Origin of the sequence: Mesorhizobium sp. B2-4-1 (genome assembly GCF_006442185.1) — a bacterium.
Taxonomy (GTDB): domain Bacteria; phylum Pseudomonadota; class Alphaproteobacteria; order Rhizobiales; family Rhizobiaceae; genus Mesorhizobium.
Genome location: NZ_VFVN01000001.1, coordinates 629,774 through 650,345, shown reverse-complemented (window position 1 = coordinate 650,345; position 20,572 = coordinate 629,774). Strand labels below are relative to the sequence as shown.

Annotated in this window: 24 protein-coding genes; 20 read left to right on the top strand and 4 right to left on the bottom strand. The window is 64.2% G+C overall.

Translation table 11 applies throughout. The features are described 5' to 3' along the window. The first annotated feature begins 166 nt into the window (after window positions 1–166). The 7 genes from rplS to leuC all read left to right on the top strand — a co-directional run bounded on the left by rplS (window position 167) and on the right by leuC (window position 6,251). Complete coding sequence (rplS, locus tag FJ949_RS03345; RefSeq protein WP_140492749.1) at window positions 167–706, top strand: 50S ribosomal protein L19; 540 nt, start codon at window positions 167–169, stop codon at window positions 704–706. A gap of 154 nt (window positions 707–860) precedes the next feature. Next, the gene (locus FJ949_RS03340; protein WP_140492746.1) at window positions 861–1,280 is read left to right on the top strand and encodes an organic hydroperoxide resistance protein; all 420 of its coding nucleotides are present in this window, start codon (window positions 861–863) and stop codon (window positions 1,278–1,280) included. Continuing rightward, window positions 1,277–1,786, top strand: a complete 510-nt coding sequence (locus tag FJ949_RS03335; protein ID WP_140492743.1) for a MarR family transcriptional regulator — start codon at window positions 1,277–1,279, stop codon at window positions 1,784–1,786. The genes FJ949_RS03340 and FJ949_RS03335 overlap by 4 nt, the downstream gene beginning before the upstream one ends. Before the next feature lie 178 nt (window positions 1,787–1,964). Next, a complete protein-coding gene (locus FJ949_RS03330) occupies window positions 1,965–2,762 on the top strand; it encodes a transporter substrate-binding domain-containing protein (RefSeq protein WP_140492740.1) in 798 nt (265 codons plus the stop codon). A 260-nt stretch (window positions 2,763–3,022) separates the two neighbouring features. Then, window positions 3,023–3,835, top strand: a complete 813-nt coding sequence (locus FJ949_RS03320; RefSeq protein ID WP_140492737.1) for an amino acid ABC transporter permease — start codon at window positions 3,023–3,025, stop codon at window positions 3,833–3,835. Between the two features lie 56 nt (window positions 3,836–3,891). Next, on the top strand, window positions 3,892–4,527 hold the full coding sequence (locus tag FJ949_RS03315; protein ID WP_140492735.1) for a class I SAM-dependent methyltransferase: 636 nt from the start codon (window positions 3,892–3,894) through the stop codon (window positions 4,525–4,527). 314 nt (window positions 4,528–4,841) lie between these two features. After that, on the top strand, window positions 4,842–6,251 hold the full coding sequence (leuC, locus tag FJ949_RS03305; protein WP_140492729.1) for a 3-isopropylmalate dehydratase large subunit: 1,410 nt from the start codon (window positions 4,842–4,844) through the stop codon (window positions 6,249–6,251). An 88-nt stretch (window positions 6,252–6,339) separates the two neighbouring features. Here the strand turns inward: leuC and FJ949_RS03300 are convergent, their stop codons facing one another. After that, window positions 6,340–6,654 (bottom strand): hypothetical protein, encoded by a 315-nt coding sequence (locus FJ949_RS03300; RefSeq protein WP_140492726.1) that lies wholly within the window; start codon window positions 6,652–6,654, stop codon window positions 6,340–6,342. A gap of 160 nt (window positions 6,655–6,814) precedes the next feature. Between FJ949_RS03300 and FJ949_RS03295 the strand changes: the two genes are divergently transcribed. Together FJ949_RS03295 and FJ949_RS03290 are read left to right on the top strand one after the other, a co-directional pair. Beyond that, on the top strand, window positions 6,815–8,011 hold the full coding sequence (locus tag FJ949_RS03295; protein WP_140492721.1) for a GGDEF domain-containing protein: 1,197 nt from the start codon (window positions 6,815–6,817) through the stop codon (window positions 8,009–8,011). A gap of 188 nt (window positions 8,012–8,199) precedes the next feature. Further along, window positions 8,200–9,402 carry a GGDEF domain-containing protein gene (locus FJ949_RS03290; RefSeq protein WP_140492718.1) on the top strand — a complete coding sequence of 401 codons (1,203 nt, stop codon included), beginning with the start codon at window positions 8,200–8,202 and terminating at the stop codon, window positions 9,400–9,402. Here the strand turns inward: FJ949_RS03290 and FJ949_RS03285 are convergent. After that, complete coding sequence (locus FJ949_RS03285; protein ID WP_140492715.1) at window positions 9,386–9,748, bottom strand: hypothetical protein; 363 nt, start codon at window positions 9,746–9,748, stop codon at window positions 9,386–9,388. The genes FJ949_RS03290 and FJ949_RS03285 overlap by 17 nt on opposite strands. 444 nt (window positions 9,749–10,192) lie before the next feature. On the opposite strand from FJ949_RS03285, the gene sdhC reads away from it, so the two are divergent. The 5 genes from sdhC to FJ949_RS03260 all read left to right on the top strand — a co-directional run bounded on the left by sdhC (window position 10,193) and on the right by FJ949_RS03260 (window position 14,401). After that, complete coding sequence (gene sdhC / locus FJ949_RS03280; RefSeq protein ID WP_140492712.1) at window positions 10,193–10,612, top strand: succinate dehydrogenase, cytochrome b556 subunit; 420 nt, start codon at window positions 10,193–10,195, stop codon at window positions 10,610–10,612. Between the two features lie 2 nt (window positions 10,613–10,614). Continuing rightward, on the top strand, window positions 10,615–11,010 hold the full coding sequence (gene sdhD, locus FJ949_RS03275) for a succinate dehydrogenase, hydrophobic membrane anchor protein (protein WP_140492709.1): 396 nt from the start codon (window positions 10,615–10,617) through the stop codon (window positions 11,008–11,010). Window positions 11,011–11,014: 4 nt separating this feature from the next. Continuing rightward, complete coding sequence (gene sdhA, locus FJ949_RS03270) at window positions 11,015–12,850, top strand: succinate dehydrogenase flavoprotein subunit (protein WP_140492706.1); 1,836 nt, start codon at window positions 11,015–11,017, stop codon at window positions 12,848–12,850. Between the two features lie 39 nt (window positions 12,851–12,889). Further along, a complete protein-coding gene (locus tag FJ949_RS03265; RefSeq protein ID WP_140492703.1) occupies window positions 12,890–13,669 on the top strand; it encodes a succinate dehydrogenase iron-sulfur subunit in 780 nt (259 codons plus the stop codon). Window positions 13,670–13,774: 105 nt separating this feature from the next. Beyond that, window positions 13,775–14,401 (top strand): DUF480 domain-containing protein, encoded by a 627-nt coding sequence (locus FJ949_RS03260; protein WP_140492700.1) that lies wholly within the window; start codon window positions 13,775–13,777, stop codon window positions 14,399–14,401. Window positions 14,402–14,449: 48 nt separating this feature from the next. Here FJ949_RS03260 and FJ949_RS03255 read toward each other — a convergent pair whose 3' ends face one another. Then, entirely contained in the window at window positions 14,450–14,875 is a 426-nt protein-coding gene (locus FJ949_RS03255) for an OsmC family protein (protein ID WP_140492697.1), read from the bottom strand. Window positions 14,876–15,088: 213 nt separating this feature from the next. Between FJ949_RS03255 and FJ949_RS03250 the strand changes: the two genes are divergently transcribed. Continuing rightward, complete coding sequence (locus FJ949_RS03250) at window positions 15,089–15,316, top strand: hypothetical protein (RefSeq protein WP_140492694.1); 228 nt, start codon at window positions 15,089–15,091, stop codon at window positions 15,314–15,316. Continuing rightward, the gene (locus tag FJ949_RS03245; RefSeq protein ID WP_140492691.1) at window positions 15,313–15,669 is read left to right on the top strand and encodes a YciI family protein; all 357 of its coding nucleotides are present in this window, start codon (window positions 15,313–15,315) and stop codon (window positions 15,667–15,669) included. The genes FJ949_RS03250 and FJ949_RS03245 overlap by 4 nt, the downstream gene beginning before the upstream one ends. Before the next feature lie 13 nt (window positions 15,670–15,682). Here the strand turns inward: FJ949_RS03245 and FJ949_RS03240 are convergent, their stop codons facing one another. Beyond that, window positions 15,683–16,942, bottom strand: a complete 1,260-nt coding sequence (locus tag FJ949_RS03240) for a ubiquinone biosynthesis hydroxylase (RefSeq protein ID WP_140492688.1) — start codon at window positions 16,940–16,942, stop codon at window positions 15,683–15,685. Window positions 16,943–17,041: 99 nt separating this feature from the next. On the opposite strand from FJ949_RS03240, the gene tesB reads away from it, so the two are divergent. From tesB to FJ949_RS03220, 4 genes are all read left to right on the top strand, one after another. Beyond that, a complete protein-coding gene (gene tesB, locus FJ949_RS03235; protein ID WP_140492686.1) occupies window positions 17,042–17,902 on the top strand; it encodes an acyl-CoA thioesterase II in 861 nt (286 codons plus the stop codon). A gap of 249 nt (window positions 17,903–18,151) precedes the next feature. After that, the gene (locus tag FJ949_RS03230; RefSeq protein WP_013528889.1) at window positions 18,152–18,490 is read left to right on the top strand and encodes a P-II family nitrogen regulator; all 339 of its coding nucleotides are present in this window, start codon (window positions 18,152–18,154) and stop codon (window positions 18,488–18,490) included. Between the two features lie 32 nt (window positions 18,491–18,522). Beyond that, window positions 18,523–19,875, top strand: a complete 1,353-nt coding sequence (locus FJ949_RS03225; protein WP_140492683.1) for an ammonium transporter — start codon at window positions 18,523–18,525, stop codon at window positions 19,873–19,875. A 304-nt stretch (window positions 19,876–20,179) separates the two neighbouring features. Beyond that, a complete protein-coding gene (locus tag FJ949_RS03220; protein WP_140492681.1) occupies window positions 20,180–20,455 on the top strand; it encodes a hypothetical protein in 276 nt (91 codons plus the stop codon). Window positions 20,456–20,572 lie beyond the last annotated feature (117 nt).

Genomic DNA, 20,572 nt, shown 5'->3' with positions numbered 1-20,572 from the left:
ATGTGCCCGCCGAACCGGGAGAAATCTGCCGGACCCGTCAACAATGGCGGTGTAGTCGCCCCTGCCCGATGTTTTCGAACAAAGGGCATAGCCGAGCGGTCATTGGAACTGCAAGGCGAGCGCCGGGCGCTCTGACTGTCGGAAGAACAAGAAGTGGATTATTGAGATGGATCTCATCCGTCAGCTCGAGGCCGAACAGGCCGCCAAGATCGAAGCCAAGCGCAAGCTTCCCGAATTCCAGCCCGGCGACACCGTGCGCGTCCAGGTCCGCGTGACCGAAGGCACCCGCACCCGCGTCCAGGCCTATGAAGGCGTCGTCATCGCCCGCGCCGGTTCGGGCTTCCAGGAAAATTTCACTGTCCGCAAGATCTCCTACGGCGAAGGCGTCGAGCGCGTCTTCCCGGTGTTTTCGCCAATGGTCGAAGGCGTCGAGATCGTGCGTCGCGGCAAGGTGCGTCGTGCCAAGCTCTATTACCTGCGCGACCGTCGCGGCAAGTCGGCCCGTATTTCGGAGAACACCGGCGTGCGCGCCCGCAAGCTCAATGATGAGGAGCGCGATGCGCTGAACGCCGAGAAGGCGCGCATCGAGGCCGAGAAGGTTGCCGCCGCGCAGGCGCTGGCCGCCGAGACAGCCGCCAAGGAAGCCGCCGAGAAGAAGGCCGCCGACGAGGCCGCGAAGGCTGCGGAAGCCGCCGCCGCCGAATAAGGTTTAGACAGATATTCTTAAAAAAGGCGGCTTCGGCCGCCTTTTTTCGTTTCGGAGCCCGCCTTTTGCCAAATGCGGGCTTCCAAAGCGGGATTGATTTCTATAATACGGTAGACTAAATAATCGTGTACAATCTAATTTTCGGAGACTTGATATGACCGCACTCTATTCGACCCAGGCTCGTGCCGTCGGCGGCCGCGCCGGCCACGTCCAGACCGATGACGGCCTGCTCAGCCTCGATCTCGCAATGCCGAAGGAGCTTGGCGGCAAGGGTGGCGCCACCAATCCCGAACAGCTTTTCGCCGCCGGCTATGCCGCTTGCTTCGAAAGCGCCATGCGGTTTCTCGCCGGCAAGCAGAAACTGCCGCTGCGCGATGCCTCGGTGACGGCCACTGTCAGCCTCCATCCCAACGGTCAGGGCGGTTTCCTGCTCGGCGTTTCCCTGGCGGCCGAGACGAAAGGTCTTGATCAGGCGGCCGCCGAAGCGCTTGTATCGGCAGCGCACCAGATCTGCCCCTACTCCAACGCAACCAGGGGCAATATCGAGGTGGCGATTTCGGCAAAGGCGACATGACGGCGAAAACCAAAGACACGGCCAACCAGGTCCCGGCGGGTGACGCCGGGACAAGCGCGGTCCCAAGGCTCAGCGACCAGCTCTGCTTCGCGCTCTATTCGGCGAGCGGATTGATGACGAAGCTCTACCGGCCGTTGCTCGATCCGCTTGGCCTGACCTATCCGCAATATCTGGCCATGCTGGCGCTGTGGGAGCGCGCGCCGAGCACGGTGGGCGAGCTCGGCGAGGCGCTGGGCCTCGATTCGGCGACGCTGACGCCGCTGCTCAAGCGGCTCGAGGCCGGCGGCCTGGTTACGCGCCGGCGCGATCCTGCCGACGAGCGCCGCGTGCTGGTCGAGCCGACAGCCAAGGGCCAAGCCTTGCGCGAGCGCGCCAGGGACATCCCCGCCGCCATGCTCTGCAGCCTGCCGCTCGACCCAGCCGAGTTGAAGTCGCTGCACGGCACGCTGACCCGCTTCGTCGCCGGGCTGCGCGAGGCCGATGCCGGAGCGCCGCAGCGCGGCTGATCGGCCACGGCAAGGACCGTTCCCCAAAATCCCGGCCGAAAGTATCTATTTGCGTTTTTCGCCGGCCGTGGCGCAGCGGAGCGTCTTGCATGGCGCTTGCGGAGAGCTAAAGTCGGCGCCGGATTTCCTTTGCAAGCCCGGCCCGTGTCCGGGCGCTTTCACTTCCGGGGAGTGTGTCATGACAAAATCGAAACTGCTGCTGGCCGGCCTGCTTGCCGTCATGCTTGCGCCCGTTGCCGCCTTCGCCCAGGCGCTGCCCGATCTCGGCGGCAAGAAAGTGGTGGTGGTGACGGAAAACGCCTATCCGCCGCTACAGTTCATCGATGCCAAGACCGGAAAACAGATCGGCTGGGAATATGACGCGATGAACGAGATCGCCAAGCGGCTGAATTTCACCGTCGAGTACCAGAACACGTCCTGGGACGCGATGATCCAGGCGGTTTCCGACAACCAGTACAACATCGGCATGACCGGCATCACCATCAAGGACGACCGCAAGCAGAAGGTGGATTTCTCTGACCCCTATATGCGCTCGGAACAGTTCATGTTGGTGCGCGGCGACGAGAGCCGCTTCACCGACGCCAAGACCTTCGGCGCCTTCAAGGACGGGCTGATCGGCGCGCAGGCCGGCACGACGCCCTTCTACACCGCTGTCTACAGCGTGCTGGACGGCAATGAGCAGAACCCGCGCATAAAGCTGTTCGAGACGTTCGGTGCCACCGTGCAGGCGCTGAAGACTGGCGACGTCGATGTGGTGCTCACGGACGGCACTGCGGGCAAGGGCTATGTCGACGCTTCCGAGGGCAAGCTGAAGCTGATCGGCGGCCCGCTCGGCACCGAGGATTTCGGCTTCATCTTTCCCAAGGGCTCCGACCTGGTGAAGCCTGTCAACGCCGCGATCGCCGCGCTCAAGGCCGACGGCACGTTCGATGCGCTGAACAAGAAATGGTTTCTTGATTACAAGATGGGGCAGTAGTTCGTCTTGATGCGGGCGGTGCGCGTGCGGGAACTCGCGCTGAGTTTGCGCTTGAACGCCCCCCTCTGCCCTGCCGGGCATCTCCCCCTCAAGGGGGGAGATTGGCAGCTTGGCCTTCGTCCCACATGCAGCATCGATGAAGATTGGCGAAGGTCGATGAGACATCTGATCTCCCCCCTTGAGGGGGAGATGTCCGGCAGGACAGAGGGGGGCGCCTTGGCGCCTGCCTTGCGCACTATGCACCTCGCCGGCCACGCCTGATGGCCCCCCCACCATCCTCCGTCAAACCTGAATTCCCCTGGTGGCTGGCCGCCGCCCTTGTCCTTGCCTTGGCCGCCGCGCTCGCCATCGCCGCCAGCGATCTTTATGCCCAGGTCTTCGCCACTGTCGCCAAGGGCATCGGCGTCACCGTCTTCGTCACCATTGTCGCCTTCGCGCTGGCCTCGATCATCGGCCTCGGCATCGCGCTGATGGGATTGTCGGGTTCGCAGTGGCTGCGGCAGATCGCGCGTTTCTATGTCGAGATCATCCGTGGCGTACCGATCCTGGTGCTTTTGTTCTGGATCGCGTTTGCCGGCGCACCGGCTTTCGTCGCAGCCTGGAACGCGCTGACCGCGCCGCTGCAGAGCACCGGCTATCTCGGCGAGTTGCAGGTGCGCGACGTCTCGCTCTTGTGGCGCGCCGTCATGGCGCTGACCATCGGCTATTCCGCCTTCATCTCCGAAGTGTTCCGGGCCGGCATCCAGGCGGTCGAGAAGGGCCAGATCGAAGCGGCCAAGGCGCTCGGGCTCACGCGGGCGCAACGTTTCCGGCTCATCGTCTTCCCGCAGGCGATCCGTACCATCCTGCCGCCGCTCGGCAATGACTTCGTCGCCCTGGTCAAGGATTCCTCGCTGGTCTCGGTGCTCGGTGTCGCCGACATCACGCAGATGGGCAAGGTCTATGCCGCCGGTTCCTTCCGCTTCTTCGAGACCTATTCGATAACAGCCTACATCTATCTCATCCTGACCGTCGGCTTGTCTTTGGCGCTCCGGGCGCTGGAACGGCGGTTGCGCCGCCAGCATCAGGAATAGTGTTTCGGCAAGGACGGCGTTACGCTCCGGTTGCGCACTGGAGGAGGAGCATGCCCATGAACGTCGACAAGGCCAATGCTGCGCTGGATTCGGTCTATACGGCCGATACGCCCGAAACCCTGGCGCAGGCCTATGCCGCATGGGCCGCGACTTATGACAGCGAGACCGCCTCGCTCGGTTATCTCCTGCCGTTCCTCATCACCGCCTGGGTGGCGCGCCACGTGCCTGCGGGCGAAGGGCCGCTGCTCGACGCCGGCTGCGGCACCGGCCTGTCCGGGCCGTCGCTGAAGGCGCTGGGCTACGGCGATATCGCCGGGCTCGACCTGTCGGACGACATGCTGAAGATCGCCGGCAGCCGCAACGCCTATGGCGAGCTGAAGCAGGCAATGCTGGGCGGCCCGCTGCCCTGGCCCGACGGCCATTTCCGCGCCTTCTTCTCGACCGGCGTGTTCACCATCAGCCATGCGCCGGCTTCCGGCCTGCACGAACTGGTGCGCATCACGAAGAAAGGCGGCCACGCCATCTTCACCGTGCGCGACCAGGTGTTCGAGAACGGTGGTTTCCAGGCCGTCTTCGACGAGCTGGAACGGACGGGAAAATGGCGGCTGATGGAGCAAAGCCCGTGGTTCCGCTGCTATGCGATTGCCGAGCCGGATGCGCTGGTGAAGACGTTTGTCTTCGAGGTGCTTTGAACCGCGGGTCCGCCAAGCTTGGTGCGCATCCCCCGGAGGCGTGGACGCGAGGACGAGGAACCCAGGTCCCGCGCAGCCACCGCCAATTGCCGAAAAGCCAAAACATTGCTATCTACCCCGCCATGGAAGAGCTTTTTGGCGATCCGGCCTACAAGGGGTTCGTGCTGCAGGACAGAAAACGCCTGCCGTCGCGCTTCTCCGCGCGCGTCTGTGGCGCGCCGACCAGCCGACTTACGCGGGCCGACTGATCAACTCGTTTCGCCTGACATCTCGGCGTCTGCCCTTCCCTTTCTCATATCGACGGATTTACGCACATGAGCGCACCGCGCACCCTCTATGACAAGATTTTCGACGACCACGTCGTCGACCGCCAGGACGACGGCACCTGCCTGCTCTATATCGACCGCCACCTCGTCCATGAGGTGACCAGCCCGCAGGCCTTCGAGGGCCTGCGCATGAGTGGCCGCAAAGTCCGTCATCCCGAAAAGACGCTGGCCGTGGTCGACCACAACGTCTCGACCTCGCCCGAGCGCAAGTTCGGCATCAAGAACGAGGAAAGCCGCATCCAGGTCGAGGCTCTGGCCAAGAACGCCAAGGATTTCGGCGTCGAATACTATTCCGAGAATGACATCCGCCAGGGCATCGTCCACATCATCGGGCCGGAACAGGGTTTCACCTTGCCCGGCATGACCATCGTCTGCGGCGACAGCCACACCTCCACCCACGGCGCCTTCGGCGCGCTGGCGCACGGCATCGGCACGTCGGAGGTCGAGCACGTGCTGGCGACGCAGACGCTGATCCAGCGCAAGGCCAAGAACATGCTGGTGCGCGTCGACGGCCAGTTACCGGAAGGCGTCACTGCCAAGGACATCATCCTCGCCATCATCGGCGAGATCGGCACCGCCGGCGGCACCGGCTATGTCATCGAATATGCGGGCGAGGCGATCCGCGCGCTGTCGATGGAAGGCCGCATGACGATCTGCAACATGTCGATCGAGGGCGGCGCGCGCGCCGGCCTGATCGCACCCGACGAGACGACCTTCGCCTATGTCAAGGACAAGCCGCGCGCGCCCAAGGGCGCCGCCTGGGACGCCGCGCTCGCCTACTGGAAGACGCTGCAATCCGACGAAGGCGCGCATTTCGACAAGGTGATCGTGCTCGATGCGGCCAAACTGCCGCCGATCGTCTCCTGGGGCTCCTCCCCGGAGGACGTGGTTTCGGTGCAAGGCATGGTGCCGAACCCGGAAGACATCACCGACGAAAACAAGCGCACCTCAAAGCAGCGTGCGCTCGACTATATGGGCCTGACGCCGGGAACGAAGATCACCGACATCGCCCTCGACCGTGTCTTCATCGGCTCCTGCACCAACGGTCGCATCGAGGATCTGCGGGCCGCCGCCAAGGTGGTCGAGGGCAGAAAAGTCAATCCGCGCGTCAACGCCATGATCGTGCCGGGCTCCGGCCTGGTCAAGGAACAGGCCGAGGCCGAAGGGCTAGACAAGATCTTCCTCGCCGCCGGCTTCGACTGGCGCGAGCCGGGCTGCTCGATGTGCCTTGCCATGAACGACGACCGGCTGAAGCCGCATGAGCGCTGCGCCTCGACCTCGAACCGCAATTTCGAGGGCCGGCAGGGCTTCAAGGGGCGCACCCATCTGGTGTCGCCGGCCATGGCTGCGGCGGCGGCGATCGCCGGCCACTTCGTCGATATTCGCGACTGGAAGTAAATCGCGGCTGGTTCGATCGAAACGCAAGGGCCCGGATCGCGATGCGATTCGGGCCTTCTGCTTGAGCGTTCAGAGCATGTTTGGAGCTTCACCGGTCGTCGCGGCGGATGATCTCGTGGAACTGCTCGCGGCGCCCCGGTTCTTCGGCGGCGACCACCAGGGCCAGCCCGCGTTCATCGAAGAGTTTGAACCATTCGTCCCACTCGACCAGCTCATAACCTCCGGCATTGATCGGGCGCTCCGGCTGGTCTTCGTCCTCATAGGCGTGCTGGCCGAATACCAGCCGCAGCATCGCCTGCGTGCCGGCTTCGGGCGACACGTCGACAATGGCCGGAAAGCCGGCGCGTGACGCGGCCCATGAACGGATTGCCTCGTGATCGGTCAGGGTGATTGTATCGGCCATTATCGGTTCCTCTTCTGCGCTGGACAAACGCAGGTCCGGCGCGCCGGTTCCACGTCACGCTCCGCACCAGCGTGACGCATATTCGCTTTCGCTTAACCGCTTGTTTGGGCTTGCAGCCTAAGGTCTTTCCCGACGTCAAGCGAGGGGAAGTCACGGTCCTTTGGACACCGGCCTGCTGATAGCGTTGCTAAACCCGACGATCGCGCTGGCCCTCGGCGCGGCGTTCCTCGTGCTTTGGTTCTATCAGCGCCACCGTCCCTATCTGGCCGTGCTGGCGGTAAGCTATTCGCTTGCGGCGGCCGGGTTCCTATTCCAGCATTTCACGCTGCCCGTTGGCCTGGCACCGTCGAAGCTGCTCTCCAACCTATGCTTCTGCGTTGCCGGATCCTGCCTGGCCGGCGCGATCGTGGCGCGGCATGGCCGGCGAGTGCCCTATGCCGGGCTTTGCGTCTTGGCGAGCGGCGGCATGGCCGCCTTTTGCTGGTTCCTGTTCGTCCAGCCGGACCTGACATGGCGGGTCCTCGTCATCAATTTCGCGCTCGGCGGCATCAGCCTGGTGGCAGCCGCCGAATTGCGCAAGGTGCGTGGCAATGGCCCGACGGAAAAGATCCTGTTCGTCCTGGCGTTGCTCGCGGGGCTGAATTTCTTCGTGCGCACGCTTGCCGTCATCGTCGCGCACGGGCCTTTCGCGACTTATGACGAGCTCTATACATCCTCCTATTGGACGACGGCGTTGCTGTCGCACGCGCTGCTGTCGCTGCTGATCGCGCTTTGCCTGTTCTCCGCCGCCGCGCTCGACGTGATGAAGGCGTTGAAGGTCGAAACCTACACAGATCCGCTGTCTCGCCTCCTCAACCGGCGCGGCTTCGAGCAACGGGCGGCACTGCTCTTGCAACGCTGCGCGGCGGCGAAATTGCCGGTGGCCCTTGTGCTGGCCGATCTCGACCACTTCAAGGCGCTCAACGACCTGCATGGGCATGCCGCGGGCGACCGGGTGATCGCCGACTTCGCCGCCAAGCTTCGCGCCGCCGCCGGTGCGCGCGGTGAGGCCGGACGTATCGGCGGCGAGGAATTCGCGGTGCTCCTGCCCTTGACCGACCTTGCCGCCGCGCGGCTGCTCGCAGAGACCGTGCGCGTGGCCTACTCGGCCGGCGGCGTCGACGGACTTCCGCCCGGCACCAAGGTCACCGCCAGTTTCGGCGTGGCGGCGCGCAGCGGCGACGAAGCGCTGGAGCCGTTGATGCGCCGCGCCGACGAGGCCCTCTACAAGGCCAAGAAGAACGGCCGCGACAGCGTGCGCCTGTCCTATGAGCGGCCGGAAACGCTGTTCGTGCCGGAGCCGCTCAAAGCCGGCTGAAGGCGATCGGCCTGACGTCTTCACCATCCAGGACCGCGCCGCACCGCTTCGTTCCTTGCTTCGCCCTGAAAGGCGATGGCAACCATCCTTCGGCCAATGTCCGAGGCGTGCGCGAGCCTCGATATGACCTGACGTTAACTTCTTTTTCGCCCGTCGATGGTTTGCTGCCGTCAGGGGCTTGGGAAATCATGGGCGGCGCGGACTTCATCCTTGTCATCAATCTATTCGTTGCCGGGCTGCTGGCGGCGGCCTTCATGGCGATTGCCGTCTATGGCATCGGACGCGTCTCGGCACGCTGGCTGGCGTTCGGCTATGTGCTGGGCATGGCCTATTTCGTCGTGGAATTCAGCATCCCCGCCTTCGACAATGCGCGGCTGGTGGTCGTCGCAGCCTTTGCCGTTTTCCTTGGCGCCACCATCGCCTTCAACGGCGGGCTTGCGCATAGATATGGCGTGACGCCGCCCTGGTCGGCGATGCTCCTGATCCTGGCCGTTGCGTCTGTCGCGGTCTATTTCGCCCAGGATCTGCCGCGCCAGTCCCTAGTCAGCAAGATGGCCTACCAACTGCCCTACGCCGTCATGCAGCTTACCGGGTTCGGCATTGTCTGGTCGTCCAGGCAAAGGCGTGACCGGCTCGATCGGATGCTGATGGCGGTGCTGGCGGCCAGCGCCATGCAGTTCGCCAGCAAGCCATTCATCGCCGATGCGCTTGGCGGCCGCGGCGCCGCCCCACAATCCTATCTGCAGACCAGCTATGCCCTGGTATCGCAATCGCTCGGCACCGTGTTCGGCGTGGCGCTGGCCTTGCTGGCGCTGGCCATACTGGTGCGCGACGTGCTCGCCGAGGCGACGTCGAAATCGGAAACGGACACGCTGTCGCGGCTCCTCAACCGCGGCGGCTTCGAGCATCACGCCGAGAGGGCGCTGGGGGAAGCGGCGCGCCGCGGCGTCCCAGTCGCGCTGGTCATCGCCGATCTCGACCACTTCAAGTCCATCAACGACAATTACGGCCATGCCTCGGGCGACCGGGTCATCGAGGCCTTTGCCCGCTTCCTGCGCGAGGCCGCGGCCGACCACCATGTCGCCGGTCGTATAGGCGGCGAGGAGTTCGCCATCATCCTGCCAGGCACCCACCTTGCCGCCGCGCGGCTGTTCGCCGAAGGCGCGCGCAGCGCCTTCGGGACGCTGCCCATCGACGGGCTCCCCGCCGACAATCGCTGCACGGCGAGCTTCGGCGTCGCCGAACTTCATGCCGGCGAGCATTTTTCCGACCTGATGCGACGTGCCGATGAAGCGCTCTATCAGGCGAAGGATGCCGGGCGCGACTGCGTACGCGTTTCCGCCGGGCCAGCCAGGCCAGAGGCCGTGGCGCTGTTCAGCGGCAGGGGCTGAGCTCGGGCATCTCGCCGTCGGAGAGGCCATACATATAACTGCGCCCCTTCACGAACACCGGCGGCCGATAGCAGTCGCCATAGCCCGACATCACGTCAGCCCCGTTCTCGTAGATCACCTTGGGCTGGCCGGCGCTGGTATAGTCGGACAGTTGCTTGGCGAGCTTGCCTTCACCGACGAGGATGCGCTTGTAGCCGGCGGCACTGTCGATGACGAGATTGCCGAAGGAATCGGCGTAGACCCGATCCTGGTGGCGTCCGTCCGCCAGCGCCGGCGCGGCGAAGCCGACGGCCAATACCGCCACTGTGAGCGCCGCAAGGCGCGATCTGCCCGAATTCGAACGCATGCCGTCCTCCATGTTGGAGACAAAGCCTCCTCGAATCGGAAATTAACCTTTTCTTAACCTTTGTTAAGAAGCTGGCGCGGTTCTCACCCATGTCTTGATAAACATGGTTAACGAGGCACATGACGCGATCGTGATCGACGGTCGCGAGGCGCTGGTGATGAAAGCGGGCTCGGCGCCACTGACCTGCACCCGCTGAGCCGAAGCCCGCGCCCGCCACATATATGCTGCACCGCAGCGAGAACGGGCCGGCTTGGCATCGTCGACGCCTAATCGATTGAAGCCCGGACCTGCCTTTTAATCAGACTAAATTACGTTTTCGAAACGGTTTTCTGGCTTTGACGCGGTGCAAAAAGAGCATTAGAAACCGGCTGTCCGAAGTCGCAACCGGAAGCGGCAATGCCGCATTTCCACCTGAGGCTCCAGGAACGCCGAACTGGGGGAGCCATGAGCAAATCACCAGCCACCCGCGAATTCGCCAGACGTGAACGGCCGCTTTCGCCGCACCTCAGCGTGTACCGGCCGCCGATCACCATGACGATGTCGATCATCCATCGCATCACCGGTGGCGCGCTCTATTTCGGCACGCTCCTGGCCGCGATATGGCTGATGGCGGCGGCGAGCTCGCAAGCCACTTTCGATTGGGTGAGCTGGGCCTTCGGAACCTGGCTCGGACGGCTGATCCTGTTCGGCTACACCTGGGCGCTCATGCACCACATGCTGGGCGGCGTGCGCCACCTGATCTGGGATACCGGCGCCGGTCTCGAAAAGCATACCGCCTCCAAGATCGCCTGGGCGACCCTGGCCGGCTCGGTCCTGCTCACGCTGCTGATCTGGATCGCCGGCTATATGGCGCGAGGAGCCTGACCATGAGCACTGGAAAGACCGACATGCGCACGCCGCTGGCGAAAGTCCGCGGCCTGGGCTCGGCCCGCGAAGGCACCGGGCATTTCTGGCGCCAGCGCCTCACGGCAATCGCCAACATCCCGCTGATCCTGTTCTTCACCGGGTTCCTGGTCGCGCTCAACGGCGCCGGTTATGCGGAGGTGCGGGCAGCGCTCGCCAACCCGTTCGTGGCGCTGATGATGGCCCTTGTGCTCATCTCGCCGCTTTATCACATGCGGATCGGCATGCAGGTGATCATCGAGGATTACGTGCATGGCGAAGGCATGAAGCTGGCGCTGATCGCCCTCAACACTTTCTTCACCGTAGCGGTCGGCGTGGCTTCGCTCTTCGCCCTGCTCAAACTGGCATTCGGAGGCTGACGTTTTGGCCAAGAACGCGAAAGAAGCCAATACGGCAGGCTATACCTATGTCGACCACAAATTCGACGTCGTGGTCGTCGGTGCCGGGGGCGCGGGACTGCGCGCTACGCTGGGCATGGCCGAACAGGGCCTGCGCACCGCCTGCATCACCAAGGTTTTCCCGACCCGCTCGCACACGGTGGCGGCGCAGGGCGGCATTGCCGCTTCGCTTTCCAACATGGGCCCGGACTCCTGGCAGTGGCACATGTACGACACCGTCAAGGGTTCGGACTGGCTGGGCGATGTCGACGCCATGGAATATCTGGTGCGTGAAGCGCCGGCCGCCGTCTACGAACTCGAGCATTACGGCGTGCCGTTCTCGCGCACGGAAGAGGGCAAGATCTACCAGCGGCCGTTCGGCGGCCACATGATGAATTACGGCGATGGCCCGCCCGTGCAACGCACCTGTGCCGCGGCCGACCGCACCGGCCACGCCATCCTGCACACGCTCTACGGCCAGTCGCTGAAGAACAACGCGCAGTTCTTCATCGAGTATTTCGCGCTCGACCTGATCATGGAGCCGGACGGCACATGCACCGGCGTCGTCGCCTGGAATCTCGACGACGGCACCATCCACCGTTTCTCGGCCAAGATGGTTGTGCTGGCGACAGGCGGCTATGGCCGCGCTTATTTCTCGGCGACGTCGGCCCACACCTGCACCGGCGACGGCGGCGGCATGGCCGCGCGGGCGGGGTTCCCTTTACAGGACATGGAGTTCGTGCAGTTCCACCCGACCGGCATCTACGGGGCCGGCTGCCTGATCACCGAAGGCGCGCGCGGCGAGGGCGGCTATCTCGTCAATTCCGAGGGCGAGCGGTTCATGGAGCGCTACGCGCCGTCGGCCAAGGACCTTGCCTCGCGCGATGTCGTCTCGCGCTGCATGACGCTGGAAATCCGGGAGGGCCGCGGCGTCGGCAAGAACAAGGACCATATCTTCCTGCACCTCGATCATCTCGATCCGGCGGTGCTGCACGAGCGGCTGCCCGGCATCTCGGAATCGGCAAAGATCTTCGCCGGCGTCGACCTCACCAAGGAGCCGATTCCGGTGCTGCCGACGGTGCACTACAATATGGGCGGCGTGCCGACCAATTACTGGGGCGAGGTGCTCAACCCGACGATCCTTAATCCCGATCGGGTCTCGCCCGGCCTGATGGCGGTAGGCGAGGCCGGCTGCGCCTCGGTGCACGGCGCCAACCGGCTGGGATCGAACTCGCTGATCGACCTGGTCGTGTTCGGACGCGCGGCGGCGATCCGCGCTGGCCAGGTCATCGATCGCAAGTCGGCGATCCCGTCGCCCAACCAGGCCTCGGTCGACAAGATCATGGATCGCTTCGACCGGCTGCGCCACGCCAACGGCTCGACGCCGACGGCGGTTCTGCGCGAAAAGATGCAGCGTGCCATGCAGGAAGACGCGGCGGTGTTCCGCACGCAGGAATCGCTGGAGAACGGTTGCAAGCGCATTTCGCAGATCTGGGGCGAGCTCAAGGACATAATGGTTTTCGATCGCTCGATGATCTGGAACTCCGACCTGGTGGAGACGCTGGAGCTGGAAAACCTGATGGCCAACGCCATCACCACGGTCTACGGCGCCGAGGCCCGCAAGGAGAGCCGTGGCGCGCACGCGCGGGAGGATTTCTCGGCCCGCGACGACGCCAACTGGCGCAAGCACACGCTCGCCCATCTGAGCGAGACCGGTGAGGTGACGCTCTCCTACCGTCCGGTGCACACCGAACCGCTGCTGGCCGAAAAGGACGGCGGCATCAGTCTCGCCAAGATCGCGCCCAAGGCCAGGGTGTATTGAAATGACGTCCAGCCGCGTCATCCGAAAGGACCTGAGGTAATGGTCGAACTCACGCTCCCCAAGAACTCGAATATCCAGCAGGGCAAGACCTGGCCGAAGCCGGAAGGCGCGACCAATCTCAGGGAATACCGCATCTACCGCTGGTCGCCGGATGATGACGAGAACCCGCGCATGGACACGTATTTCGTCGACATGGACGATTGCGGGCCGATGGTGCTGGATGCGCTGCTCTGGATCAAGAACAAGATCGACCCGACGCTGACCTTGCGCCGCTCCTGCCGGGAAGGCATCTGCGGCTCCTGCGCCATGAATATCGACGGCTCCAACACGCTCGCCTGCACCAAGGGCTGCGACGACATATCGGGCGCCGTCAAGATCTACCCGCTGCCGCATATGCCCGTCATCAAGGACCTGGTGCCCGACCTCACCAATTTCTACGCCCAGCACGCCTCGATCGAACCGTGGCTGAAGACGGTCTCGCCGCAGCCCGCCAAGGAATGGCTGCAGAGCCATGAGGAGCGTGAGAAGCTCGACGGGCTCTACGAATGCATATTGTGCGCCTGCTGCTCGACCTCTTGCCCGAGCTATTGGTGGAACGGCGACCGTTATCTCGGCCCGGCAACCCTGCTGCAGGCGTATCGCTGGCTGATCGACAGCCGCGACGAGGCCACGGGCGAGCGGCTCGACAATCTCGAGGACCCCTTCCGGCTCTATCGCTGCCACACCATCATGAACTGCGCGCAGACCTGCCCCAAGGGCTTGAATCCGGCCAAGGCGATCGCGGAAATCAAGAAGATGATGGTGGAGAGAAGGGTTTAGGCGCTCGCTCGCGGCAATCTTGAACGCAGCGATCCTTCGCGCCCCCTTTCTCCGGCAGGACAAAAGGGGCGCTGTCTTGCCAGCTTCAAAAAGGATTGCAATCCAATGACGGACCTCCCCATCCTGTCTCCTCCCGAAGCGCGTGTGCTCGGCTGCCTCATCGAGAAGAAGGAGCTGACGCCGGACGTCTATCCGTTGACCCTCAACGCAGCGCTTGCCGCCGCCAACCAGAAGACGGCGCGCGAGCCCGTCATGGCGCTGGAGCAGACAGAGGTGCACCGGGCGCTAAAGCTGCTCGAGCAGAAGGGGCTGGTGCGGCAGATGTTCGGCTCCCGCGTCGAGCGCTACGAGCACCAGATGGCGCAGCGCTTCTCGCTGACCACGCCTCAGACCGCCTTGGTCGGTCTGCTTTTGCTGCGCGGGCCGCAGACGGCGCATGAATTGTTGGCACGCAGCGAGCGCATGGCAAGGTTTTCATCGATCGAGGATTTGCGCGGTGAACTCGATATGCTGATCGGCCGTCGACCGCCGCTCGTTCAGGAAATCCCGCGCGGTCCAGGCCAACGCGAGGACCGCTATGTGCATCTCCTCGCCGGGCCGGTTGACGTTGCCGCCCTGTCGGCGCAGCGCACTGCATCGGCCCTACCCGCTTCCGACCTCGAAGCGAGAGTGGAGGCGCTGGAGCAGGAAGTCGCAGCCCTTCGCGCCCGGCTCGACGCGCTGGGCGCCTGAGCGGTCGGGCGTGCCCGGCGCGACCATGCGCGCCGGGATGCCGTGGTCTCAGCCGAGCCTGGCGTCGAGCGATACGTTGATGGCGCCCAGCGCTTTGGAAACAGGGCATTCGGCCTTGGCCTTCTCGGCCAATTCCTTGAACTTCGCCGCGTCGATGCCGGGCACCTTGCCGACAAGGGTGATCGCGCTGCCCGTGATGCCGGTGCCGGGAACCAGCGTCACCACGGCCTTGGCGTCGAGTTCGGCCGCCGGGGTGCCGTTCTCGGCCAGGAAATGCGACAGCTGCATGGCGTAGCAGCCGGCGTGCGCGGCCGCGATCAGCTCTTCCGGATTGGTGCCGGATTTGCCGCTCTCGTCCTCGAAGCGTGCCTTGAACGAATAGGGCGTGCCGTTCAGGGTCCCGCTCTGGCTGTCGAGCGTGCCTTTGCCGTCCTTCAGATTGCCCTTCCAGACGGCGGTTGCGGTGCGGTCCATGAATTCCTCCTTGGTTGTCGTGAACTTGTCCAGGTGAGCCCAGCGTCCGGCCAACTATAACGCGGGCATGCGCGAAGACCACTGCGCTGTTTGGACCACGGCGTGATGACGGTTCATTCCTTTCGAAAAAAAACCGCGTGCAAAAATGTCGGCTTCCATTCGGCCCGGCCGTCCTGCGGGCGACCACGGGATTGTGGCCGGATGGAGGTTCACATGGACAATCTGTTTTTCGCAATATGGAAGACCCCGGGCCGCAAGGCTCAACGACGACAGGACTTCTGGCTGGAGCCGCCGCCGTCCGGTGTCCGCAGGCTGCTGGCGGCTGTCGCCATCGTCGCGGTCGCGGCATGCCTTCTCGACCATGCGGCAGCGGTCGAAGGCAAGGCTGACACGCTCGTCGCCGCATCCTATGATTCATCGCAGCAAGGGAGCGCGAAATGAAATATGTCTGCCTGGTCTATGGTGAGGAGAAAGACCTCTACGCGCTCACTCCGGAAGGATCGGCCAAGCTCGACGCCGATTCGCTGGCCTATGACCGGTCCTTGGACCAACAAGGCAAGCTCATCGTCGCGCAGGCGCTGCAATCGGTGAAGACCTCGAAGACCGTGCGCCGTCGCAAGGGCAAGCGGCTGGTCACCGACGGCCCGTTCGCCGAAACCAAAGAGCAGTTGCTCGGCTTCGTCATGATCGAGGCGAAGGACCTCCAGGAGGCGCTGGACATCGCTGGCGGCATTCCGCTGGCCGAACTCGGCACGATCGAGGTCCGGGCGATCTATGACGTGCCCGGGTCATAGATGGCGCGGCGGGTCAGATCGCCTCGCCCTTCAAAAGGCGCGGCGTGCCGGCCGAAAGCCCCGACGCCTGGCGGATGAAGAATTCCTTCAGCCGCGGCATGCGTTCGACCAGGCCGAGGCCGATGTCGCGCACCGCGCGCAGCGGGCCGATATCGTTGGAAAACAGCCGGTTCAGCACATCTGTCGTGACGCCCATCTGCACCGTGTCGAAACGGCGCCATTGCTGGTAACGCTCGAGCACGTCGAGCGCGCCGATATCCTGGCCCAGCCGGTCGGCTTCGACGATCACCTCGGCCAGGGCGGCGACATCCTTGAAGCCGAGATTGAGGCCCTGGCCGGCGATCGGGTGGATGCCGTGGGCGGCATCGCCGGCAAGCGCCACGCGCGGCGCGACGAAGGCGCGCGCGATGGTAAGACCCAGCGGCCAGGCGCGCGGCTTGTCGGCGACGCGGATCTCGCCAAGCTTGAGGCCGAAACGCTGTTCCAGTTCGTGCTCGAAGAGGAGGTCGTCGCCGGCGACCATCGTCTGAGCATCTTCCGACCGCTCGACCCAGACGATCGACGAGCGGTTGGAGCCGTCCGCGCCCGGCTTCAGCGGCAGCGTGGCGAAGGGTCCGGCGGGCAGGAAATGCTCTTCGGCACGGCCGTTGTGGGGCCGTTCATGTGCCACGGTGCAGACGATGCCGGACTGGCCGTATTCCCACTTCACCGTCTTGATGCCGGCCATGTCACGCAGCTTCGAATTGACGCCGTCGGCGGCGACCAGCAGCCGCGCCTTCAGCGTCGCGCCGTCGGCCAAATGCACGGTGATGCCTGCACCATTGGTTTCGAACCCTTGCACGGCAACGCCTTCGATGATGTCGACGCCGAGCTTTTCGGCGCTGCGGCGCAAGGCGCCGTTCAGCACCCGGTTGGCCACCATATGTGCGAAGGGCTCGCCCGACGCCACCTCGCCGTCGAAAGTGAGGAAGACCGGGCGCACAGGATCGGCGGCACGCGAATCGGTGATGATCATCTCGGTGATTGCCTGCGCTTCCGGCGCGATCTCGGCCCAGACGCCGAGCCGCTCGAGCATGCGGCAGGCGGCCGCCGCAATGGCCGAGGCGCGCCCGTCCCTTTGCCAGGAGCCGGCGGGTGCGGCATCGACCAGGGCCACGGCAAGCTCCGGTTGCGCCTGTTTCAGCGACACGGCGGCAGCCAGGCCGACATAGCCGGCGCCGGCGACCAGAACATCGAGCCCGGACCTGGTTTTCGCCTCTGCCTTGCCTTCCATGGTCTTCGCTCCTTGCAAGCCAGCCTGCCATCCGCCCTTGACGGCCCGTCCTTCCTGTCGGAAACCCGCCGAGGAAATCTTGAGGCGAGGTCACGACACATGACGGCGGCCATGGACGAGCTTCTGCGCATTCTCGACCTCGAGAGGCTGGAACACAATCTGTATCGTGGTCGCAGCCCCCAGGTGGAGTGGCAGCGCGTCTTCGGCGGCCAGACCATCGCCCAGGCGCTGGTGGCGGCGCAGCGGACCGTCGAGCCCGACCGCTACGTGCATTCGCTGCACGGCTATTTCATGCGGCCGGGCGACATCAAGGTGCCGATCATCTACGAAGTCGACCGCATCCGCGACGGCGGCTCCTTCACCACCCGCCGGGTACTGGCGATCCAGCACGGGCAGGCGATCTTCTCGCTGGAAGCCTCGTTCCAGGTCGATGAGAAGGGGCTGGAGCACCAGTTCGCTTTGCCTGACGACGTGCCGCCGCCGGAAGAGCTGAAGACGCAACGCCAATTGCTCGAAAAGGCCGACCGGGTGCCGGAAGCGGTGCGACGCTTCTGGGCGCGCGAGCGACCGCTGGAGCTCAGGCCGGTCAATCTCCAGCACTATGAAAGCCGCGACAAGCTGCCGCCCCGGCAGAATGTCTGGATCCGCCTCGCCGGCCCCGTCCCAGACGACCGCGCGCTGCAATCGGTGCTGCTCGCCTATCTCTCCGACATGACGCTGCTCGACACCTCGACCTTCGCGCATGGGCGCGGGCTGTTCGATCCCGACATCCAGGCGGCCAGCCTCGACCATTCGATGTGGTTCCACCGCCCGCATTCGCTTGACGGCTGGCTGCTCTACGCGCAGGACAGCCCCTCGAGCTCGGGATCACGCGGATTCAGCCGCGGCACGCTCTATGCCCGCGACGGCACGCTGATCGCCTCGATGGCCCAGGAAGGCTTGATCCGGCTCAAGCGTTGAGTAGTCCTTTCGCCCAAAGCCTTCCAAATAGGCGTTTTCAGAAAATTGCTTAATTATTGAGCAGAAGCTGTGCCGCGCCCATCGGCACGGTGCGGTTGCGGGCGCGTCAATTCCTTTATTTACAACAGGTTAACACGCTGCTTCGGCAATTGGCACGGAGCTTGAATCCTCGTCGGCACTCTCCGGCTCCTCGGGATCGGTGAAGGTGTGCAAACGCGGGGGACCGCAACAGCAAAAGGGTGAAACCTTATGAAAATCGTGATGGCAATCATCAAGCCGTTCAAGCTCGACGAGGTACGCGAAGCGCTTACCGCCGTCGGCATCCAGGGCCTGACCGTCACCGAAGTCAAAGGCTACGGGCGTCAGAAGGGGCACACGGAAATCTATCGCGGGGCGGAATACGCGGTCAGTTTCCTGCCGAAGATCAAGATCGAGGTCGCGGTCAGCGCCGACATGGTCGACAAGGCCGTGGAGGCCATCACCGCAGCCGCCAAGACCGGTCAGATCGGCGACGGCAAGATCTTCGTTTTCGGCATCGACCAGGCGGTGCGCATCCGCACCGGCGAAACAGACACCGACGCGCTCTGAAGCGGCGAACACGTATTCCAATGGAGAGTTCAATGAATATTCCTTCCACCTTGAAGAAGACGGGACGCGCCGCCCTTTTTGGCTCGCTCGCTCTCGCAGCGTTGGGCAGCGTCGCCGCCCTCGCGCAGGAAGCGGCTCCGGCCGCGGCTGCCGCCGCCCCGGCCGCTCCCACCCCGGTGCTCGACACCGGCAACACCGCCTGGATGCTGACTTCGACGGCGCTGGTGCTGATGATGACCATCCCCGGCCTGGCACTGTTCTACGGCGGCATGGTGCGCAAGAAGAACGTGCTTGCCACCGTCATGCAGAGCTTCGCCATCACCTGCCTGGTGACGGTGCTGTGGTTCATGTTCGGCTATTCGCTGGCCTTTTCCGACGGCGGCGGCATGAATGCCTATCTCGGGGGCTTCTCGAAGTTCTTCCATCACGGCATCACCACCTCGACGCTGTGGGCGCCGGGCGTGGCCAACATTCCTGAATTCGTCTTTTCGATGTTCCAGATGACCTTCGCCATCATCACCCCGGCCCTGATCGCCGGCGCCTTTGCCGAGCGCATGAAGTTCTCGGCCCTGCTGATCTTCATGGCGCTGTGGCTGCTGGTCGTCTATGCGCCGATCGCGCATTGGGTCTGGGGCGGCGGCTTCCTCGGCGCTGCCGGCGTGCTCGACTTCGCCGGCGGCACGGTCGTCCATATCAATGCCGGTGTCGCGGGTCTCGTCTGCGCCCTGGTCCTTGGCAAGCGCGAAGGCTACGGCACCACCAACATGGCGCCGCATAACCTGGTCTATTCCGTGATCGGCGCTTCGCTGCTGTGGGTCGGCTGGTTCGGCTTCAACGCCGGTTCGGAACTCGCCGCCGACGGCCTCGCCGGTGCCGCGATGCTCAACACCCAGGTTGCCACCGCGGCAGCGGCGCTGGCCTGGATGTTCGCCGAATGGATCGTCGCCAAGAAGCCCTCGGTGCTCGGCATCATCTCCGGCGCCGTCGCCGGCCTTGTCGCGGTGACGCCGGCTTCCGGCTTCGTCAACCCGACGGGCGCCTTCATCGTCGGCATCGTCGCCGGCGTCGTCTGCTACATCTCGGCGGTCAAGGTAAAGCACATGTTCGGCTATGACGACTCGCTCGATGCCTTCGGCGTCCATGGCGTCGGCGGCGTGGTCGGCGCATTGCTGACCGGCGTGCTCGCCGACCCGGCAATCAACAGCCTGTCCTCGGGCGCGTCGATCGGCAAGCAGCTCTACGGCATCGTCTTCACCATCCTGTGGACGGCAATCGCCACCTTCGTCATCCTCTACATCGTCAAGGCGCTCGTCGGCCTGCGTCCATCGACCCAGGAAGAGGTCGAGGGTCTCGACATCAGCCAGCACGGCGAAGTGGTGCCGTAAGGCCTCTTTGCCATGGGACCGGCGGACCTCCTCCCGCCGGTCCCATCTCTTTCTGTAATCGCGTACGGAAAACCGCTGCACGTCTTCTGGAACTTGAAATCCCGTCGTGACGCTCCGCAAGGTGCTCACGCCTTGAGGCCCGGATCGCTCCGGGCCTCTTTTTTGGAGCCCGTTTGATTGAACGAGCGCAATCACGTTCGCGTGATTGAGATTTTCGAGGAAACATCGGACGTCTTGGCATCGAACTCCCGGGCACGACCACTGTTCGGCGGTCGTTGCAAACAATAGGGAAGGAAACTATCCAATGAACGTCAAGAATATCTGTCTCGGCGCGCTCGCTCTTTCCATGGTCAGCGGCATGGCATTTGCCGGGGCTCTCGACGAACCCGACAATATGGCCCCGTTCTTCACCGATTCCAGCATGAAAACCATGAAGCCGATGGCGGAATTCAAGACCGCTTTCATGGCCATGCCAATGGAAAAACAGGATACGATGAAGAAGGAATGCCAGGACGCGGCGATGAGCAAGCCGCACGCCGAGTTCTGCGCCAACGTCCAGGCGCTCGGCGGAGCCAACTGAGACCGCAGCGGATCAGGCCCACCGAGCCTGATCACCCTGCCGTTGCCGATGCAGAAATGGCGGGCCGTGAGGCTCGCCATTGTTATTTGCGGCAGGCGGGTGGGGCCCTTGCCATGG

Excerpts from the sequence above, each read along its gene's own strand:
- rplS (WP_140492749.1), top strand. The coding sequence starts at position 167 with ATGGATCTCATCCGTCAGCTCGAGGCCGAACAGGCCGCCAAGATCGAA.
- FJ949_RS03340 (WP_140492746.1), top strand. The coding sequence starts at position 861 with ATGACCGCACTCTATTCGACCCAGGCTCGTGCCGTCGGCGGCCGCGCC.
- FJ949_RS03335 (WP_140492743.1), top strand. The coding sequence starts at position 1,277 with ATGACGGCGAAAACCAAAGACACGGCCAACCAGGTCCCGGCGGGTGAC.
- FJ949_RS03330 (WP_140492740.1), top strand. The coding sequence starts at position 1,965 with ATGACAAAATCGAAACTGCTGCTGGCCGGCCTGCTTGCCGTCATGCTT.
- FJ949_RS03320 (WP_140492737.1), top strand. The coding sequence starts at position 3,023 with ATGGCCCCCCCACCATCCTCCGTCAAACCTGAATTCCCCTGGTGGCTG.
- FJ949_RS03315 (WP_140492735.1), top strand. The coding sequence starts at position 3,892 with ATGAACGTCGACAAGGCCAATGCTGCGCTGGATTCGGTCTATACGGCC.
- leuC (WP_140492729.1), top strand. The coding sequence starts at position 4,842 with ATGAGCGCACCGCGCACCCTCTATGACAAGATTTTCGACGACCACGTC.
- FJ949_RS03300 (WP_140492726.1), bottom strand. The coding sequence starts at position 6,654 with ATGGCCGATACAATCACCCTGACCGATCACGAGGCAATCCGTTCATGG.
- FJ949_RS03290 (WP_140492718.1), top strand. The coding sequence starts at position 8,200 with ATGGGCGGCGCGGACTTCATCCTTGTCATCAATCTATTCGTTGCCGGG.
- FJ949_RS03285 (WP_140492715.1), bottom strand. The coding sequence starts at position 9,748 with ATGCGTTCGAATTCGGGCAGATCGCGCCTTGCGGCGCTCACAGTGGCG.
- sdhC (WP_140492712.1), top strand. The coding sequence starts at position 10,193 with ATGAGCAAATCACCAGCCACCCGCGAATTCGCCAGACGTGAACGGCCG.
- sdhD (WP_140492709.1), top strand. The coding sequence starts at position 10,615 with ATGAGCACTGGAAAGACCGACATGCGCACGCCGCTGGCGAAAGTCCGC.
- FJ949_RS03265 (WP_140492703.1), top strand. The coding sequence starts at position 12,890 with ATGGTCGAACTCACGCTCCCCAAGAACTCGAATATCCAGCAGGGCAAG.
- FJ949_RS03260 (WP_140492700.1), top strand. The coding sequence starts at position 13,775 with ATGACGGACCTCCCCATCCTGTCTCCTCCCGAAGCGCGTGTGCTCGGC.
- FJ949_RS03255 (WP_140492697.1), bottom strand. The coding sequence starts at position 14,875 with ATGGACCGCACCGCAACCGCCGTCTGGAAGGGCAATCTGAAGGACGGC.
- FJ949_RS03250 (WP_140492694.1), top strand. The coding sequence starts at position 15,089 with ATGGACAATCTGTTTTTCGCAATATGGAAGACCCCGGGCCGCAAGGCT.
- FJ949_RS03245 (WP_140492691.1), top strand. The coding sequence starts at position 15,313 with ATGAAATATGTCTGCCTGGTCTATGGTGAGGAGAAAGACCTCTACGCG.
- FJ949_RS03240 (WP_140492688.1), bottom strand. The coding sequence starts at position 16,942 with ATGGAAGGCAAGGCAGAGGCGAAAACCAGGTCCGGGCTCGATGTTCTG.
- tesB (WP_140492686.1), top strand. The coding sequence starts at position 17,042 with ATGACGGCGGCCATGGACGAGCTTCTGCGCATTCTCGACCTCGAGAGG.
- FJ949_RS03230 (WP_013528889.1), top strand. The coding sequence starts at position 18,152 with ATGAAAATCGTGATGGCAATCATCAAGCCGTTCAAGCTCGACGAGGTA.
- FJ949_RS03225 (WP_140492683.1), top strand. The coding sequence starts at position 18,523 with ATGAATATTCCTTCCACCTTGAAGAAGACGGGACGCGCCGCCCTTTTT.
- FJ949_RS03220 (WP_140492681.1), top strand. The coding sequence starts at position 20,180 with ATGAACGTCAAGAATATCTGTCTCGGCGCGCTCGCTCTTTCCATGGTC.